Origin of the sequence: Mycobacterium sp., from assembly GCF_050701675.1 — a bacterium.
Lineage (GTDB): Bacteria > Actinomycetota > Actinomycetes > Mycobacteriales > Mycobacteriaceae > Mycobacterium.
Genome location: NZ_JBOGDD010000440.1, coordinates 1 through 15,188, shown reverse-complemented (window position 1 = coordinate 15,188; position 15,188 = coordinate 1). Strand labels below are relative to the sequence as shown.

At 68.9% G+C, this 15,188-nt stretch carries 16 protein-coding genes; 10 read left to right on the top strand and 6 right to left on the bottom strand.

Features of this window, described 5'->3' with window-relative positions; genetic code table 11:
* The 6 genes from ACRDUX_RS13320 to ACRDUX_RS13295 all read left to right on the top strand — a co-directional run.
* Nucleotides 1-684: AI-2E family transporter (locus ACRDUX_RS13320; protein ID WP_526414499.1), on the top strand; the 684-nt coding region annotated here is incomplete at its 5' end.
* Between the two features lie 70 nt (nucleotides 685-754).
* A complete protein-coding gene (locus tag ACRDUX_RS13315) occupies nucleotides 755-1,522 on the top strand; it encodes a beta-phosphoglucomutase family hydrolase (protein WP_526414498.1) in 768 nt (255 codons plus the stop codon).
* Complete coding sequence (locus ACRDUX_RS13310) at nucleotides 1,519-3,888, top strand: glycosyl hydrolase family 65 domain-containing protein (RefSeq protein WP_526414497.1); 2,370 nt, start codon at nucleotides 1,519-1,521, stop codon at nucleotides 3,886-3,888. The genes ACRDUX_RS13315 and ACRDUX_RS13310 overlap by 4 nt, the downstream gene beginning before the upstream one ends.
* A 49-nt stretch (nucleotides 3,889-3,937) precedes the next feature.
* The gene (locus ACRDUX_RS13305; RefSeq protein WP_526414496.1) at nucleotides 3,938-4,747 is read left to right on the top strand and encodes an LLM class F420-dependent oxidoreductase; all 810 of its coding nucleotides are present in this window, start codon (nucleotides 3,938-3,940) and stop codon (nucleotides 4,745-4,747) included.
* On the top strand, nucleotides 4,740-5,246 hold the full coding sequence (locus ACRDUX_RS13300) for a DUF302 domain-containing protein (protein WP_526414495.1): 507 nt from the start codon (nucleotides 4,740-4,742) through the stop codon (nucleotides 5,244-5,246). The genes ACRDUX_RS13305 and ACRDUX_RS13300 overlap by 8 nt, the downstream gene beginning before the upstream one ends.
* A 57-nt stretch (nucleotides 5,247-5,303) precedes the next feature.
* Entirely contained in the window at nucleotides 5,304-6,659 is a 1,356-nt protein-coding gene (locus tag ACRDUX_RS13295; RefSeq protein WP_526414494.1) for a hypothetical protein, read from the top strand.
* Between the two features lie 103 nt (nucleotides 6,660-6,762).
* Here ACRDUX_RS13295 and ACRDUX_RS13290 read toward each other — a convergent pair whose 3' ends face one another.
* The 3 genes from ACRDUX_RS13290 to ACRDUX_RS13280 are packed head-to-tail and all read right to left on the bottom strand — an operon-like array spanning nucleotide 6,763 to nucleotide 8,724.
* Nucleotides 6,763-7,395 carry a methyltransferase domain-containing protein gene (locus tag ACRDUX_RS13290; protein ID WP_526414493.1) on the bottom strand — a complete coding sequence of 211 codons (633 nt, stop codon included), beginning with the start codon at nucleotides 7,393-7,395 and terminating at the stop codon, nucleotides 6,763-6,765.
* A 1-nt stretch (nucleotide 7,396) separates the two neighbouring features.
* Complete coding sequence (locus ACRDUX_RS13285; RefSeq protein ID WP_526414492.1) at nucleotides 7,397-8,053, bottom strand: TIGR04282 family arsenosugar biosynthesis glycosyltransferase; 657 nt, start codon at nucleotides 8,051-8,053, stop codon at nucleotides 7,397-7,399.
* Between the two features lie 14 nt (nucleotides 8,054-8,067).
* A complete protein-coding gene (locus tag ACRDUX_RS13280) occupies nucleotides 8,068-8,724 on the bottom strand; it encodes a glycosyltransferase family 2 protein (protein ID WP_526414491.1) in 657 nt (218 codons plus the stop codon).
* Nucleotides 8,725-8,826: 102 nt separating this feature from the next.
* Between ACRDUX_RS13280 and ACRDUX_RS13275 the strand changes: the two genes are divergently transcribed.
* Together ACRDUX_RS13275 and ACRDUX_RS13270 are read left to right on the top strand one after the other, a co-directional pair.
* The gene (locus ACRDUX_RS13275) at nucleotides 8,827-9,513 is read left to right on the top strand and encodes a response regulator transcription factor (RefSeq protein ID WP_526414490.1); all 687 of its coding nucleotides are present in this window, start codon (nucleotides 8,827-8,829) and stop codon (nucleotides 9,511-9,513) included.
* Complete coding sequence (locus ACRDUX_RS13270) at nucleotides 9,503-10,528, top strand: sensor histidine kinase (protein WP_526414489.1); 1,026 nt, start codon at nucleotides 9,503-9,505, stop codon at nucleotides 10,526-10,528. Before ACRDUX_RS13275 ends, ACRDUX_RS13270 begins: the two co-directional genes overlap by 11 nt.
* An 88-nt stretch (nucleotides 10,529-10,616) precedes the next feature.
* Here ACRDUX_RS13270 and ACRDUX_RS13265 read toward each other — a convergent pair whose 3' ends face one another.
* Genes ACRDUX_RS13265 through ACRDUX_RS13255 form a run of 3 tightly spaced genes read right to left on the bottom strand, consistent with a single transcriptional unit; the run spans nucleotide 10,617 to nucleotide 13,586 of the window.
* Nucleotides 10,617-11,738, bottom strand: coding sequence for a nitronate monooxygenase (locus tag ACRDUX_RS13265; RefSeq protein ID WP_526414488.1), 1,122 nt, complete (start codon nucleotides 11,736-11,738; stop codon nucleotides 10,617-10,619).
* A 43-nt stretch (nucleotides 11,739-11,781) separates the two neighbouring features.
* Nucleotides 11,782-12,813, bottom strand: a complete 1,032-nt coding sequence (locus ACRDUX_RS13260) for an NAD-dependent epimerase/dehydratase family protein (RefSeq protein ID WP_526414487.1) — start codon at nucleotides 12,811-12,813, stop codon at nucleotides 11,782-11,784.
* Nucleotides 12,810-13,586, bottom strand: a complete 777-nt coding sequence (locus tag ACRDUX_RS13255) for an S-methyl-5'-thioadenosine phosphorylase (protein ID WP_526414501.1) — start codon at nucleotides 13,584-13,586, stop codon at nucleotides 12,810-12,812. The genes ACRDUX_RS13260 and ACRDUX_RS13255 overlap by 4 nt, the downstream gene beginning before the upstream one ends.
* Before the next feature lie 104 nt (nucleotides 13,587-13,690).
* Between ACRDUX_RS13255 and ACRDUX_RS13250 the strand changes: the two genes are divergently transcribed.
* Nucleotides 13,691-14,347: a DUF1345 domain-containing protein gene (locus tag ACRDUX_RS13250; protein ID WP_526414486.1), complete on the top strand. Its 657-nt coding sequence runs from the start codon at nucleotides 13,691-13,693 to the stop codon at nucleotides 14,345-14,347.
* 39 nt (nucleotides 14,348-14,386) lie between these two features.
* Nucleotides 14,387-15,188 (top strand): 1,4-dihydroxy-2-naphthoate polyprenyltransferase (locus ACRDUX_RS13245; RefSeq protein WP_526414500.1); only part of this gene is annotated, 802 nt, incomplete at its 3' end.

Genomic DNA, 15,188 nt, shown 5'->3' with positions numbered 1-15,188 from the left:
GCCCTGTCGACGGCGGGAACCCTCGTCGAAATCCTGACGGGTGCTTTACTTTTGCTGTTCACCTTGATCTTCTTCCTCCTGGGCGGTCGGAGTATCTGGCAGTTCGTCACCCGCCTCGTTCCCGCCGAACACCGCGCACGCGTACGCGAAGCGGGGGCCGCCGGGTTCCATTCGCTGGCCGGTTACGCGCGCGCCACCTCGCTCGTCGCGCTCGTCGACGCGGTCTCCATCGGCGCCGGTCTTGCCATCATGGGGATTCCGCTGGCGCTGCCGCTGGCCTCGCTGATCTTCCTCGGCGCGTTCGTCCCCGTCGTCGGCGCTCTGGTCGCGGGATTCCTGGCCGTGATCGTCGCGCTGCTGGCCAAGGGATTCATCTACGCCCTGATCACGCTGGGATTGATCGTGGCGGTCATGCAACTCGAGGCGCACGTGCTGCAGCCGCTGGTGATGGGTCGCGCAGTCTCCATCCACCCCCTCGCCGTCGTGCTCGGCCTCACGGCAGGCGGCGTGCTCGCCGGCATCATCGGAGCCCTCCTGGCGGTACCGGCAATCGCGTTCTTCAACAGCTTCGTTCGCGTGCTCACCGCCGAAAACCCCAGTGCCCAAGCCGAAGCGCTCGACGACGCGGACGGACCGTTGATCGAAGCGACATCCGACGAGCCAGCCCGACCAGAACCCGCCTGACCGTTCGCAGTACGGCGCGCCGGAAGCGGTACCCCGGCTCGCTGCGGACGCGGCGTATGGTCGCGATGCGATGGCCAATGAAAGAGGGGGCGCATTGCTGGGTCTGCCCGCGGGAGTCCGCGCCTGCCTGTTCGATCTCGACGGCGTGCTGACCGACACGGCCAGCGTGCATCGCAAGGCGTGGAAGGCGATGTTCGACGACTTTCTGCGCCAAAGATCCAGCCGCGACGGCTCGACGTTCGTGCCGTTCGACGTCGACACCGACTACTTCACCTACGTCGACGGCAGGAAGCGTGAGGACGGCGTGCGTTCCTTCCTCGACAGTCGCGACATCTCACTTCCCGAGGGGGAACCCGACGACGGCGAGGACGCCGAGACGGTGAACGGGCTCGGCAACCGCAAGAACGACGCGTTCCTGCATACCGTGCACACCGAAGGGGTCAAGGTGTTCGACGGGTCGCGTCGGTACATCGAAGCGGTTGCCGACCATGGGCTTCCGATCGCGGTCGTGTCCTCCTCGGCCAACACTCGCGAAGTACTCGAGGTCACCGGCCTCGCCCAGTTCGTCGACCAGCGCGTCGACGGAGTCACCATGCGCGAGGAGGACATCGCGGGCAAGCCCGCGCCGGATTCCTATCTCGCGGGAGCGCAGCGTCTCGGTGTGAAACCCGCCGAGGCGGCGGTGTTCGAGGACGCCCTCTCAGGTGTCGAGGCCGGTCACGCAGGACACTTCGGCCTCGTCGTGGGCGTCGACCGGGTCGGCCAGTCCGACGCGCTGCGAGAACACGGCGCCGACGTCGTCGTCAAGGACCTCTCCGACCTCCTCGCCGCGCAGTGATCAGCGAAGACACGTTTCCGGTCGAGCCGTGGCAGATCCGGGAAACCACCCTGGACCTCGACCTCCTCGCACAGTCCGAGTCGGTGTTCGCATTGTCCAACGGACACATCGGTTTACGCGGCAACCTCGACGAGGGCGAACCCCACGGGCTGCCGGGCACCTACCTCAACTCGTTCTTCGAGGTCCGGCCGCTGCCCTACGCCGAAGCCGGCTACGGCTATCCCGAGCAGGGGCAGACGATCGTCGACGTCACCAACGGCAAGATCATGCGGCTGCTGGTCGACGACGAACCCTTCGACGTCCGATACGGCGAACTACAGCACCACGAACGGGTACTCGACTTCCGCGCAGGCACCCTGACGCGCAACCTCCAGTGGCGCTCCCCGGCTGGGCGCCAGGTGGCGATCACCTCCACCCGGCTGGTCTCGCTCGCTCAGCGCGGAGTTGCTGCCATCGAATACATCGTCGAGGCCGTCGACGAATTCGTCAGGGTGACGGTGCAATCAGAGCTGGTCGCCAACGAGGATCAGCCCGCGACGTCGAACGACCCGCGCGCATCGGCCCACCTGATCAAACCACTGGAGCCCGTGTCCAGCGAATCCGACGGACTGCGCGCAGTGCTGCTTCACCGCACCCGTCTCAGCGAGCTGATGATGGCCGCGGCGATGGACCACGACGTCGAGGTGCCCGGTCGCGTCGAGACACACACCGACACTCGCGAGGACCTGGCCAGAACGACCGTGATCTGTGGCCTGCGCCCCGGCCAGAAGCTGCGGATCGTGAAGTATCTGGCGTACGGCTGGTCGAGCCTGCGGTCGCGCCCGGCGCTCTACGACCAGGTGGACGGAGCGCTGACCGGGGCCCGGTACACCGGATGGCAGGGGCTGCTGGATTCCCAACGCGCATACCTCGACAAGTTCTGGGACAGCGCCGACGTCGAGGTGGAGGGCGATCCCGACTCTCAGCAGGCGGTGCGCTTCGGGCTGTTCCACATGCTTCAGGCCAGCGCCCGCGCCGAGCGACGCGCCATCGCCGGCAAGGGGCTCACCGGCACCGGTTACGACGGACACGCCTTCTGGGACACCGAGGGATTCGTGCTGCCCGTACTCACCTACACCCACCCCCAGGCCGCCGCCGACGCGCTGCGCTGGCGCGCGTCGACCCTCGACATGGCGCGACAACGGGCCACGGAGCTCGACCTGGCGGGCGCCAGCTTCGCCTGGCGGACCATCGGCGGGCAGGAGTGCTCGGCGTACTGGCCCGCGGGCACCGCCGCCTGGCACGTCAACGCCGACATCGCCGCCGCCTTCGAGCGCTACCGCGTCGTCACGGGCGACCATTCGCTGGAGGCCGACTGCGGGTTGGAGGTGTTGGTGGAGACGGCGAGGCTGTGGCAGTCCCTCGGCCATCACGACCGCCACGGCGTGTGGCACATCGACGGCGTCACGGGGCCCGACGAGTACACGGCCGTGGTGCGCGACAACGTGTTCACCAACCTCATGGCGGCCCACAACCTGCGGGTCGCGGCGGCGGCGTGTGAGCGCCATCCCGAGGCGGCGCGCGCAATGGGCGTGAACACCGAGGAGACCGCGGCCTGGCGGGACGCCGCCGACGCGGCCAACCTCCCCTTCGACGAGGGCCTCGGCGTGCACGAGCAGTGCGAGGGGTTCACCACGCTGCGGGAGTGGGACTTCACCGACGACACCGCCTATCCCCTGCTCCTGCACGAGTCCTACGTGCGGCTGTACCCGGCCCAGGTGATCAAGCAGGCGGACCTCGTCCTGGCCATGCACTGGCAGGGCCACGCCTTCACCAGCGAGCAGAAGGCGCGCAACGTGGACTACTACGAACCGCGCATGGTGCGCGACTCGTCGCTCTCGGCGGCCACCCAGGCCGTGCTGTGCGCCGAGGTGGGCCACCTGGAGCTGGCCCACGACTACGCCTACGAGGCCGCTGTGATCGATCTGCGTGACCTGCACCACAACACCCGCGACGGCCTGCACATGGCCTCCCTGGCAAGCGCCTGGACGGCGCTGGTGGCCGGCTTCGGCGGTCTGCGCGACGACGAGAACGTCCTTGCGCTGGATCCGCAGCTGCCCGAGAAGATCAGCCGGCTGCGATTCCGGCTGCGGTGGAGGGGTTTTCGCATCACCGTCGACGTGGACCACCGCGAGGTCGTCTACACGCTGCGGGACGGCGTAGACGATGGCACCGTGACCATCCGCCACGCGGGCGTCGACCTCGAATTGAGCACCGAGGCGCCGCGCACGGTGCGACTGAAACCCCGCGAACCGCTGCTGCCCGCCCCAACCCCACCACCGGGTCGGGAACCCCTGCGACGCCATTCTGGAATAAACATTAAATAAGTTGTCTTGTCCTTGGTTGACCGGTTGAACCGTCCCCAAGGAGAACCGTATGACCCGTCCCACCCGAGTGAGCGTCCAACTGCAGCCGGGAGGCGCACCCGACTACCGCAGCTGGCGCGACGCCGTCCTGCGTGCGGAGGACGCGGGCGTTGACGTCATCTTCGGCTACGACCACTTTCACGCGATTGCGATGGAGGGCATCGTCGACGGCAAGCCGATACTGTCCGAGGAGCAGCCCGACCTCGTGAACTTCGAGGGCTGGACCGCGCTCGCGTCGTGGGCCGAGATCACCACACGCGCCGAGATCGGCCTGCTGGTCACCGGCATCGGCTACCGCAACCCCGACCTGCTGGCCGACATGGCCCGCACCGTCGACCACATCAGCGGCGGCCGGGTGATCCTCGGCCTCGGTGCCGGATGGTACGAAAAGGACTACACCACATACGGTTACGACTACGGCACGTGGACGTCCCGATTCGACCTGTTCGACGAGGGATTGAATCGCGTCGAACGCAGGCTGAACAACCTCAATCCGCCACCGGTGCGCGACATCCCCATCCTCATCGGCGGCTCCGGCGCCAAGCGCTCACTCCCCGCGGTGGCCAAGCACGCCGACATCTGGCACGCCTACCTGCCGATCGACAAGTTCACCCAGGCCAGCAAGCTCGTCGGCGAACTGGCCGAGGCGAACGGCCGCAAGGACTCCGACATCGAGCGCTCGTCGGTGTGGGAGAACCCTGCCGACGCCGATATCTACCGCGCGGCGGGCGTCACCCTGTTCACCACCGACATCCGTCCCGATGCCGACGGCTATGACTTCACCACGGTGGAGCAGATGGTCAAGTGGCGCGATGCCTGACGTCACCGAGACGACGGTGCCCGTCCGCCGGGTCACGGTGACCACCGAAAGGCCCTTCGACGACGTGGTGGCGGCGGTGTACGCAGGCCTTGGGCGGGTCCCCGAGTTCGGCGGGCTCATCGAGAAGTGGAGTGCCGCACGCGACCCCGCCGAGTTCGAGGCGATCGCCGCCGAGGTGGCCGGCAGCAGCGGTCTCATCGAATTCCTCAGCCTCGACCTCGGCGCCGCACTGACGATCCGCGATCCCGACCGCGGCCGCCGACTGCTGCGGATCATCGCAGGCAACCCGGTCACGATGAGCAAGATGACGGCCACGGTGGCCGACGCGGGGTCGTATGCACCGGTGACCATCCTCGTCGCCGAACGAGATCCGGGGACCACGCTGTCCTACGACCGGGTCGCCAGTGCGATAGCGCCCTACGCGAGCAGCGAGGCGTCCGCCGTCGCTGCCGCCCTCGACGACGCCGTGCTGACGTTGCTGCGCGCCGCCGCTGGCTGACTCCGTCAGCGAAATGTCACGTCGTGCCCGCGGGCACGACGCATAGGGTGGGTAGGCGTGAAGACCGCCGGGCGTGACATCATCGTCGCCAGCCTGGCGGTGCTGCTGGTCGCCGCGGCGTTCGTCGTCCCCCACCTCGGCCTCGGAATCGTCACACCGCTGATCAACAGCACCCCCAAGCAGATCGCGGCGTTCGCCGCAGCGGCTCCGATCTTCGGGTGGTGGAACGCCCATGTGGGGTGGGGCACCGTCCCGGCGATCGCGATCGGTCTCGGGGTAGCGCTGTGGGGTCCGGCGCTGGCCCAACGACTGCCGTGGCGTGCCGTCCCATGGGCGGCCTGGGCTACGTCGTGCGCGTGGGCCTTCTCACTGGCGATGATCGACGGCTGGGCCCGTGGGTTCGCGCGACGTCTCCAGACCACCAACGAGTACCTGCGCCAGGTGCCGTCGGTCACCGACATTCCGGAGGCGCTGCGCACGTTCTCGTCCAGAATCCTGGACTTTCAACCGCATTCGTGGATCACGCACGTCTCTGGACATCCGCCTGGCGCCCTGTTGACGTTCGTGTGGCTCGACCGCATCGGCCTCAGTGGCGGGGCGTGGGCGGGCCTGCTGTGCCTGCTCGTCGGCTCGAGTGCCGCCGCCGCGATCGTCGTCGCGGTGCGCGCGCTCTCCGGCGAGGACCTGGCGCGACGGGCGGCGCCCTTCGTCGCCGTGGCGCCGACGGCGATCTGGGTTGCCGTCTCGGCCGACGGCTACTTCGCGGGCGTGGCCGCCTGGGGTATGGCACTGCTGGCTCTCGCCGTGCGCGGTACCGGGCGGCTGTCGATCGTGGCGGGCGCCGCAGCGGGACTGCTGCTGGGTTGGGGGATCTTCCTCAACTACGGCCTCGGGCTCATCGCCCTGCCAGCGGTAGCGGTGCTGATCGCGGCGAAGGACGTCCGCTCCGCGCTGCGCGCGGTCATTCCTGCGGTACTCGTCGCACTCGCCGTCGTCGGCGTCTTCGCGCTGGTGGGATTCTGGTGGTTCGACGGTTACACCCTGGTGCAGGAACGCTATTGGCAGGGCATCGCCGCGAATCGGCCGTTCCAGTACTGGGTGTGGGCCAACTTCGCGTCGGTGGTCTGTGCGGTCGGGCTCGGCACGGTCGCGGGTGTCTCCCGGGCATTCGACGTCACGTCGATCAAGCAACGGTCCGGCCTGCATCTGGTGGTGCTCGCCGCGCTGCTGGCCATCGTGTGCGCGGACCTCAGCATGCTGAGCAAGGCGGAGGTCGAGCGGATCTGGCTGCCGTATACGGTCTGGCTGACGGCCGCCGGGGCGCTGCTGCCACCGCGTTCACACCGCTTCTGGCTGGCTCTCAACGTCATTGGAGCCCTGGTGCTCAACAGTGTGATCCTGACGAACTGGTAGCCGACCTGTCGCCACCTCCTGCGCGAGCGTGCACGGACGTACATTCCGCGCGGCGTGTCGCGTACAGACACGCACGCTCGGGGGGACGGGGAGGGCCGCGGGGTTAGGTGGCGGAGAGGCAGGCCAACAGGCGTTCGCCAACGGGAATCACGGACGCGACGACGAGGCCGACCTCCGCGGCGAGACGCCGTGCGCAGTCGGCGCCGACCGAGGCCCACTGAAACCACGGCCCGACGGTCTTCACCGATTCCAGCCTCACCCAGCGCTGGTGGACCCCGCTGATGAGCGGGTCGAACTCCGCGACGCAGTGCCCACCCGAGCGCATCAGCTCGCCGGCTCGCCGGAGAACGCGGGTCGGATCGCCGCCGAGGCCGACGTTGCCGTCGGCGAGAAGTACGGTGCCCCAGCGGCCGGTGCCCGGCAGCCGCTCGAAGACGTCGCGCCGCAGGGCCGGGGCACCGCTGCGGCGGGCCAGCTCCACGGCGGTCTGCGACTGGTCCACCCCGAGGGCCGGGATGCCGAGCTTGGTCAGGTGGGCGACGAAACGTCCAGGGCCGCAACCAAGATCGATCGTCGGCCCGTTGCACAGCCCGAGTACCGCCTGGTCGAACGCCCGATCGAGACGCCTACCGCCCGGCAGCCAGCTGTGCACCGGCAGGCCCTGCACGCTGCCGTCGTCATAGCGAATCCAACATCGCTCGCCCGTCAGAGCCTCGTCGTACAGGTTACCCAGCAAATTACACCTCCACCGTCAGGGTGACCCGACGAAATCGACTGTCCGGCAGACACGCACGCCGGACCTCTTCGACGTCGTCGACGGTGTCGACGTCGGCCAGCTCGGATACCAATGCCACGTCCATCCCGGTGTCACGGAGAGCCGCAAGCGTTACGGCTCCGGTCTGCGCGGTCGACATGGGCACGGTTCGCAGACATTCGGCGGCCTCTGGCGCGGTGACGCCCAAGACCCACCAACCGCCGTCACTGGCCATGCCCAGCACGGCGTCGGCGCCGACGAGCGCGCCAGCGCACTCCGCGAGCAGATCCGCCGTGACCTGGGGGGTGTCCATGCCGATCTGCAAGACGGGCAGGCCGCCGCACGCGATCGACGCATCGGTGTGGGCATTGGCGAGCCGGTCGGCGAAGTCCTCACCGCGCTGCTCGACGACGGTGAAGTCCTCGAGCCGGGTCCGGATCTCGGAACTGCGGCTCGCGGCGGAGAGGTCGCCGGTCATGGCGACGATGCGGGAGGCGACGGGCGCCGCCGCGACGGCGTCGAGGGTGTCGAGCAGGGCGGCGGCGGCGACCTCGGCCGCGGCGGCTTTGCCGATGCTGGCGGCGAGTCGGGTCTTCGCCAGGCCTGGCACCGGGGCCTTCGCGACCACTAGCACCGCCACCGGACACTCCCCTGTCAAGAGATCACTCTCCAAAAGTCCAGTACTGCAATGAAACTCCCCCGTAGCGACCCGCTCACCTTCGACTTCCCGCCGGTGCGGGAGCCATAGGCGATATCGTGCTCAGAGACGATCCAGCCCGCGGCAGCGGCCCGGACCAGCAGTTCCAGCGGATACCCTGATCTGCGGTCTTCTACACCAAGCCCGACGAGGGCATCCCGATGCGCCACCCGCATCGGCGCGATGTCATGCACCGCGATCCCGTGCCTGGTGCGCAGCCGCCAGCAAACCACCTGGTTGCCGAGCCGCGCGTGCCACGGCCAGCGCACGCCCGGCAGCGGCCGTCGCCGACCGACGGCCATGTCGGCGCCCCATTCCACCTCGTCGACGAGCTTGGGCAGCTCGCGGGGATCCATCGAGCCGTCGCCATCGAGTACCGCCACGATCGGTGTCGAAGCCGCCAGCATTCCCGCGTGCACCGCAGCCCCGTACCCCGCCCGGGACTCCTGCACCACCTGCGCTCCGCAGCGGCGGGCCACCGCGGCGGTGCCGTCGGTGCTGTTGTTGTCCACCACCAGGGCCAGATAGCCGTCGGGAACCAGTTCGAGCACCCCGGGAAGGGAGTCCGCCTCGTTCAGACAGGGCAGCACCACCGTCACTCGACCTGGATCCACGGAGCGAGATTAGCCAACGATCCTGGGTGCCAAACGGCGGCAACGCTGACGATTCGGTGACGTCGGCGCAGGTTGGAAAGGTGCCGACTAGTCTGGACCGTTGTGACCCGGGTGCTGATCGCCGACGACGACAACGTCGTCCGCGACGTCGTGCGCCGATACCTGGAACGCGACGGCCTCGACGTCTCGGTGGCGAGCGACGGCAATCAGGCGCTTCGGCTGCTGGGGACCGAACAGATCGACGTTGCGGTCCTCGACGTGATGATGCCTGGTCCCGACGGTCTGACTCTCTGCCGCGCGCTGCGCGAACGCGGTGGCTACGCGATACCGGTGATCCTGCTGACCGCCCTCGGCGAGGAGGACGACCGCATCGCGGGTCTCGAGGCGGGCGCGGACGACTACGTCGTCAAGCCGTTCAGCCCGCGCGAGTTGGCGCTGCGGGTCCGCTCGGTCCTGCGGCGCACGCCGCCCATGGTCGGTGCGCCGCCCATCGTCGTGACGGTGGCGGACATGACGGTCTCGGCGGCCGCGCGGTCGGTGACCATCAATGGCCAGCCGATCAGCCTGACCAACCGCGAATTCGACCTCCTCCTGTTCTTCCTGACCCACACCGGCGTCGTCTTCAGCCGCGAAGAACTACTGAAACAGGTGTGGCAGTGGGACTTCGGCGACCTCTCCACCGTCACCGTGCACGTCAAGAGGCTGCGGTCGAAGCTCGGTGACCAGCATCGGGTCCAGACCGTCTGGGGCCGTGGCTACATGTGGAGCGAGGAGCGGTATGCCGACTGACATCTGGGAGATCGTCGGCTTCGCGCTGGCGTGCTCGGTGCCGGTCGTGGTGGCAGGCGCCATCGTGATCCGACTGGCCCGGTCGTGGTCGCTCACGCTCAGCATGGTCGTACTCGTCCTGATCCCGACAGTGGCCACGTTCACCGGGATATTCGGCGCCAGCGGGTTCATGCTGTCGGCCCGGTTCGAGGACATCGCCATCGTCCTGGTCATCGTCTCGGTGGTGACCATCCCTGCCGCGATCATGCTCGCCCGCTATCAGGCCAGGCGCACGGTGTGGGAGCAGCAGATCCGCGAGTCCGAGAACATCGCCGAACAGTCGCGCCGCCAGCTCGTCGCGTTCGTCAGCCACGACCTGCGCACGCCACTTGCCGGCATCCGCGCGGTCGCCGAGGCGATCGCCGACGGCCTGGTCGAAGACGACGAGGTCCGCTCGCACGCCAAGCACATCGAGCACGAGAGCATCCGGCTCTCGGAGATGGTCGACGACCTGTTCGAGATGTCGAAGATCAACGCGGGCGCCGTTCAGCCCGCCTTCGACAAGGTGGCACTGGACGAGGTCGTCGACGACGTGGTCGCCGCGCACCGCATCGCCGCGGAGCGGTCGGGCGTCGCCCTTCGCGCCAAGGTGCCCCCCAACCCCGTCGGCGTGATCGGCAGTGACCGCGCCCTGGTGCGGGTGCTGTCCAACCTCGTCGCCAATGCCATCGCCCACACCCCGGAGGGCGGCACCGTCGAGCTGACGATCGGCTCCGACGGGCACGGGGCCTGGGCCCGCGTCGACGACACCGGAGTCGGCATCAACGAGGCCGATCTGGCCCGTGTCTTCGACGTCGCCTACCGAGGATCCAACGGCCGGGTGCCGCGCGAAGACTCCTCGCTGCCAAGCGGATCCGGGTTGGGTCTGGCCATCGCGGCGGGGTTGGTACAGGCCCACCACGGCACGGTGTCGGCGTACAACCTGGGGACCGGCGCCCGCTTCGAGGTGCGTCTGCCCCTCGCCGGCGAGGAATAGTTCCCTTCGTTCTCCCGCCGACTGTGGACTTTTGGCACGGTGTTCCGCACTTTTGCGTGGGGGTAACCCACGTTCGGCGGGAACTGGCTCACTCCGGCAACGAGTTTCCCAGCCGCTGCGCGGCGGCGAGGTAGTCCTCGATGAACTCGAGGACCACGTCGCGCGCCGGTTTCACCTTGTTCATCAACCCGACGCCCTGGCCGACGAAGTACGTCGCCAGCTCCCGAGCCCCCTGGTGGCCGCCCTCGGCGAGCGCGTCGATGCGGCGCAGCACCGGCTCGCACAGCATCGACTGCAGCGGCAATGGCAACGGCTGCTGACCTCCGGCGTGCGGCAGCCAGGCGTCGGTCCAGTCCGAGACGAGTTGGCGTGACGGCTTTCCCGTGCGCCCAGCCGACCGAACGGTGTCGCGCGACGTGGCCGCGAGCATCTTCTGAACGGTGTGCGGCGCGGTCTCGGCCTCCTCGGTGGTCAACCACACCGAGCCGGTCCACGCGCCGTCGGCGCCCATCGCGACGGCCGCGGCCATCTGTCTGCCCGTCACGATCCCGCCCGCGGCGAGCACGGGAACTGCGCCGTCTATCGCGTCCAACACCTCGGGAATGAGCACCAGCGTGGTCACCTCGCCGCAGTGCCCGCCCGCCTCCGTGCCCTGCGCGACGATCAGATCGACACCTGCGGCCACCTGCTTGACCGCGTGCTCCTTGGCCCCGACCAGGGCGGCGACGGGTACGCCGCGCTCGCGGCCCGCCTCGATCATGTAGTCGGGCGGCACGCCGAGGGCGTTGGCGATCAACTTGATCGGGTGACCCATCGCCACGTCCAACAACTCCCTGCCCGTGTCACCGGTCAGCGCCGAGCCACCGATCCGCGGCGTCGACTCGGCCTCGATGCCGTGCTCGTTCAGCAGCCGGCCGACGAAGTCCCGGTATTCGTCGGGGATCCTGTCGACCAGCTGTGTACGGGACAGGTTCTCGCCCTTGCCCTCGAACTTCGCGGGCACGATGATGTCGGCGCCGTACGGCTTGCCGTGCACGTGCTCGTCGATCCACGTCAGCTCCCGATCGAGCTGCTCGGGGGTGTACGCCGTGGCGCCGAGCACGCCGAAGCCGCCCGCATTGGTGACGGCGGCGACCACGTCGCGGCAGTGGCTGAAGGCGAACAGCGGGAAGTCGATGCCGAACCGTTCACAGATCGCTGGTGTACTCACCCGATATTCTCCCGTCGCTTCGCTCGCCCCAGTGCCAGTATGGTCAGCCGCGCAACGGCGCGAACGCGAACTCCCTGAGCCCAATGGACGGATCGATGGCCGCCCGGAAGCCGAGCACCTCGGCGGCTGCGGCGGGATCCGCGACGATGTGGCGGACGTCGCCGCTGCGGTACTGGCCGGTGACGACGGGCGGCAGCCCGCCGCGGGCCTCGCAGATCTGCGTCGCGACCTCCATGATCGAGATGGGCCGGCCCGAACACACGTTGAACGCCGCGAAACCCCCGGTGTCGGCGGTGACCGCCAGCGCGTTGCAGGCCGCCACGTCGTCGACGTGGACGAAGTCGCGCATCTGACCGCCGTCCTCGAAAACCCTTGGCGGCTCTCCTCTTTCGATCGCCGACCGGAAGATGGCCGCCACCCCTGAGTAGGGGGTGTCCCGCGGCATCAGTGGGCCGTAGACGTTGTGGTAGCGCAGCGCCACCACCGAGCCGCCGGTCGCCTCACTCCAGGCCAGCGCGTAGTGCTCCTGCGCGGTCTTGCTCGCGGCGTAGAGACTGCGCGGCCGCAACGGCGCATCCTCCCCCACCAACCGCCACTGCAACTCCTCGCCGCCGACCGGGCAGCGGTGCTCGAAGACGCCTGCGTCCAGGTCCACCCGCGTCCTCGGCAGCGGATCGACCGGCCCGTGCACCGGGCAGTCGAAGCCGCCCTGGCCGTACACCACCATCGACGACGCCAGCACCAGCCGTCGGCAGCCAGCGGCGTACATCTCGGCGAGCAACACCGTCGTGCCGAAGTCGTTGTGGCTGCCGTAGTTCGGGGCATCGGAAGCATCGACCCCCGCGCCGACCACCGCCGCCTGATGACACACCACGTCGACGCCTCCCAGCAGCGAAGCCAAGCCAGAGGCATCCCTGATGTCGACCGCGAGCACACCGTCGGGAGGTGTGATGGCGTCGCCGTGCGCGGCATTGAGCATCGCGTCGATGGCGACCACCTCGTGGCCGGCGCCGGTCAGCGCAGCGCACACCCGGGTGCCGATGAAACCGGCGGCACCCGTGACGAGAACTCTCACGGCAGGTCGATCGGAAGGGCGACACCCTCGTGCGGAAGGCAATGCGTGCAGGTGCGGACCTGCGCCACCCCAGCTATGGCCTCGTGGACGAGCTTCTTGAAGGGCCCCATGTTCTTCTCGAACTCCGCGAAGACGTCGACGGCCTTGACCGCCGTTCCGGAGTCGATGCCTGCATCCAGGTCGGTCACCAAGGCGATTGCCGCATAACACATTTCGAGTTCACGGGCGAGCACCGCCTCCGGGTAGCCCGTCATGTTGACCAGCGTGAAGCCCTGGGCGGCGAACCAACGGCTCTCCGCGCGCGTCGAGAAGCGGGGCCCCTGGATCACCACCATGGTGCCTCCGTCGACGACGCCGGGCAGATCGGCGGCCGCAGCGCGCAACTCCGGGCAGTACGGATCGGCGAACCCGACGTGGATGCCGCCGGATTCGAAGTAGGTGTCCGACCTGGCGCTGGTGCGGTCGACGAGTTGGTCGGGCACCACCATCGAGCCCGGCCCCAGTTCGGGCGTCAGGCTGCCGACCGCGCATGGGGCGAAGATCCGTCGCACGCCGAGGGCCCGCAGCGCCCACATGTTCGCGCGATACGGCACGGTGTGCGGGGAGAACTCGTGGTTGGCGCCGTGCCTGGGGAGGAAGGCGACCTCGTGCTCACCGACCGTGCCGACCGTGATGGCGCCGCTCGGTGCGCCGTACGGGGTGTCGACGCTGATGCTGCGCGCATCCGGGCCGAAGAACGTATAGAAGCCGCTACCACCGATCACGCCGAGCATGAGTCCATTGTCGTGCATGCTCGCAACGGCCACCCGACCGGCGGCGCTCGACGCGTGCCACCCGAACGCCGGTCGCGCACAGCCGGTTGTGCTTGACTCCGGCGATGGCACTTCCCGACGTACCGATCGGCGTCCGAGTCGGCCTTGCGGCGCCCGTCGGCATCGCGGCCGCAGTCGTCGTCGGGTTCACCGTCGGTTGGCCGTACGCACCGGCCACCGGGTGGATCGTCGCGGCGCTCGTCTACCTGTCCTGGACCTGGATGATCGTCGCGGGTCTGGACTCCGCGGCCACGCGCACCCACTCGACGAAGTACCGGGACGACGACTCCACGCCATGGATCCTCGACATCGCGGTGCTGGTGGCCAGCGTGGCGAGCCTGGGCGGGGTGGGCTACCTGCTGGTCGCAGGCGCGACGGGAGGTGACGTCGCCGCAGCCGTCGTCGGCGCGTTGAGCGTGGTGGCGGCGTGGTTCACGGTGCACACCGTGTACATGCTCAGATACGCCCGGCTGTTCTACGGAGGCGCCGGGCCCGGCGGGATCGACTTCAACCAGGGCGACGACTACCTGCCCGACTTCGGCGACTTCGCGTACCTGGCCTTCACGTTGGGGATGACCTACCAGGTGTCGGACACCGATTTGATCGACCGGCCGGTGCGGATGGCGGCGTTGCGCCACGCGCTGCTGTCGTTCCTGCTTGGCGCGATCATCCTGGCGATCACCATCAACCTGGTCGCCAGCCTGCTCGGCGTGGGCCACTGAGGCATCCCGTGCGACCTCTTCCATGAAACGATGACCGGCGTGGCCAGTTTCACGCAGTGGGTCGAGGGCGCCCGTCCACGGACGTTGCCCAACGCCGTCGCCCCAGTCCTCGCGGGGACCGGGGCAGCGGCCTGGCTCGGCGATGCCGTGTGGTGGAAGGCACTGCTGGCGTTGATCGTGTCGCTAGCCCTGATCGTCGGCGTCAACTACGCCAACGACTACTCCGACGGCATCCGCGGCACCGACGACGTGCGGGCCGGACCGCTGCGGCTGGTCGGGTCCCGGCTGGCGTCACCGCGGGCCGTCGCGACGGCGGCCGCGATCAGCCTCGGCGTCGGAGCCATCGCGGGCCTGGCACTGGCGATCGCCAGCGAACCGTGGCTCATCGCCATCGGGGTGGCGTGTATCGCGGGCGCCTGGCTCTACACCGGCGGTTCCAAGCCCTACGGCTACATCGGGCTCGGCGAGGTCGCCGTGTTCGTGTTCTTCGGCCTCGTCGCCGTGCTCGGCACCCAGTACACCCAGGCCCTGCGGGTGGACTGGGTCGGCGCCGCGCTCGCGGTCGCGACGGGTGCGCTGTCGTCGGCCGTCCTGGTGGCCAACAACCTCCGCGACATCCCGACCGACGAGGACTCCGGCAAGATCACGCTGGCGGTGCGCCTCGGCGATGCGCGCACCCGCGTGCTCTTCCAGGTGTTGGTGGCGCTGGCGTTCGTGCTGACGCTGGTGCTGATGCGCGCGACGCCCTGGTGTGCGGTCGGCCTGGTCGCACTGCCCCTCGCCGTGCGGGCGGCGGCGCCGGTGCGCACCGGCCGCGGCGGCAAGGACCTGATCCCGGTGC

Excerpts from the sequence above, each read along its gene's own strand:
- ACRDUX_RS13250 (WP_526414486.1), top strand. The coding sequence starts at position 13,691 with ATGGCACTTCCCGACGTACCGATCGGCGTCCGAGTCGGCCTTGCGGCG.
- ACRDUX_RS13255 (WP_526414501.1), bottom strand. The coding sequence starts at position 13,586 with ATGCTCGGCGTGATCGGTGGTAGCGGCTTCTATACGTTCTTCGGCCCG.
- ACRDUX_RS13315 (WP_526414498.1), top strand. The coding sequence starts at position 755 with ATGGCCAATGAAAGAGGGGGCGCATTGCTGGGTCTGCCCGCGGGAGTC.
- ACRDUX_RS13305 (WP_526414496.1), top strand. The coding sequence starts at position 3,938 with ATGACCCGTCCCACCCGAGTGAGCGTCCAACTGCAGCCGGGAGGCGCA.
- ACRDUX_RS13270 (WP_526414489.1), top strand. The coding sequence starts at position 9,503 with ATGCCGACTGACATCTGGGAGATCGTCGGCTTCGCGCTGGCGTGCTCG.
- ACRDUX_RS13300 (WP_526414495.1), top strand. The coding sequence starts at position 4,740 with ATGCCTGACGTCACCGAGACGACGGTGCCCGTCCGCCGGGTCACGGTG.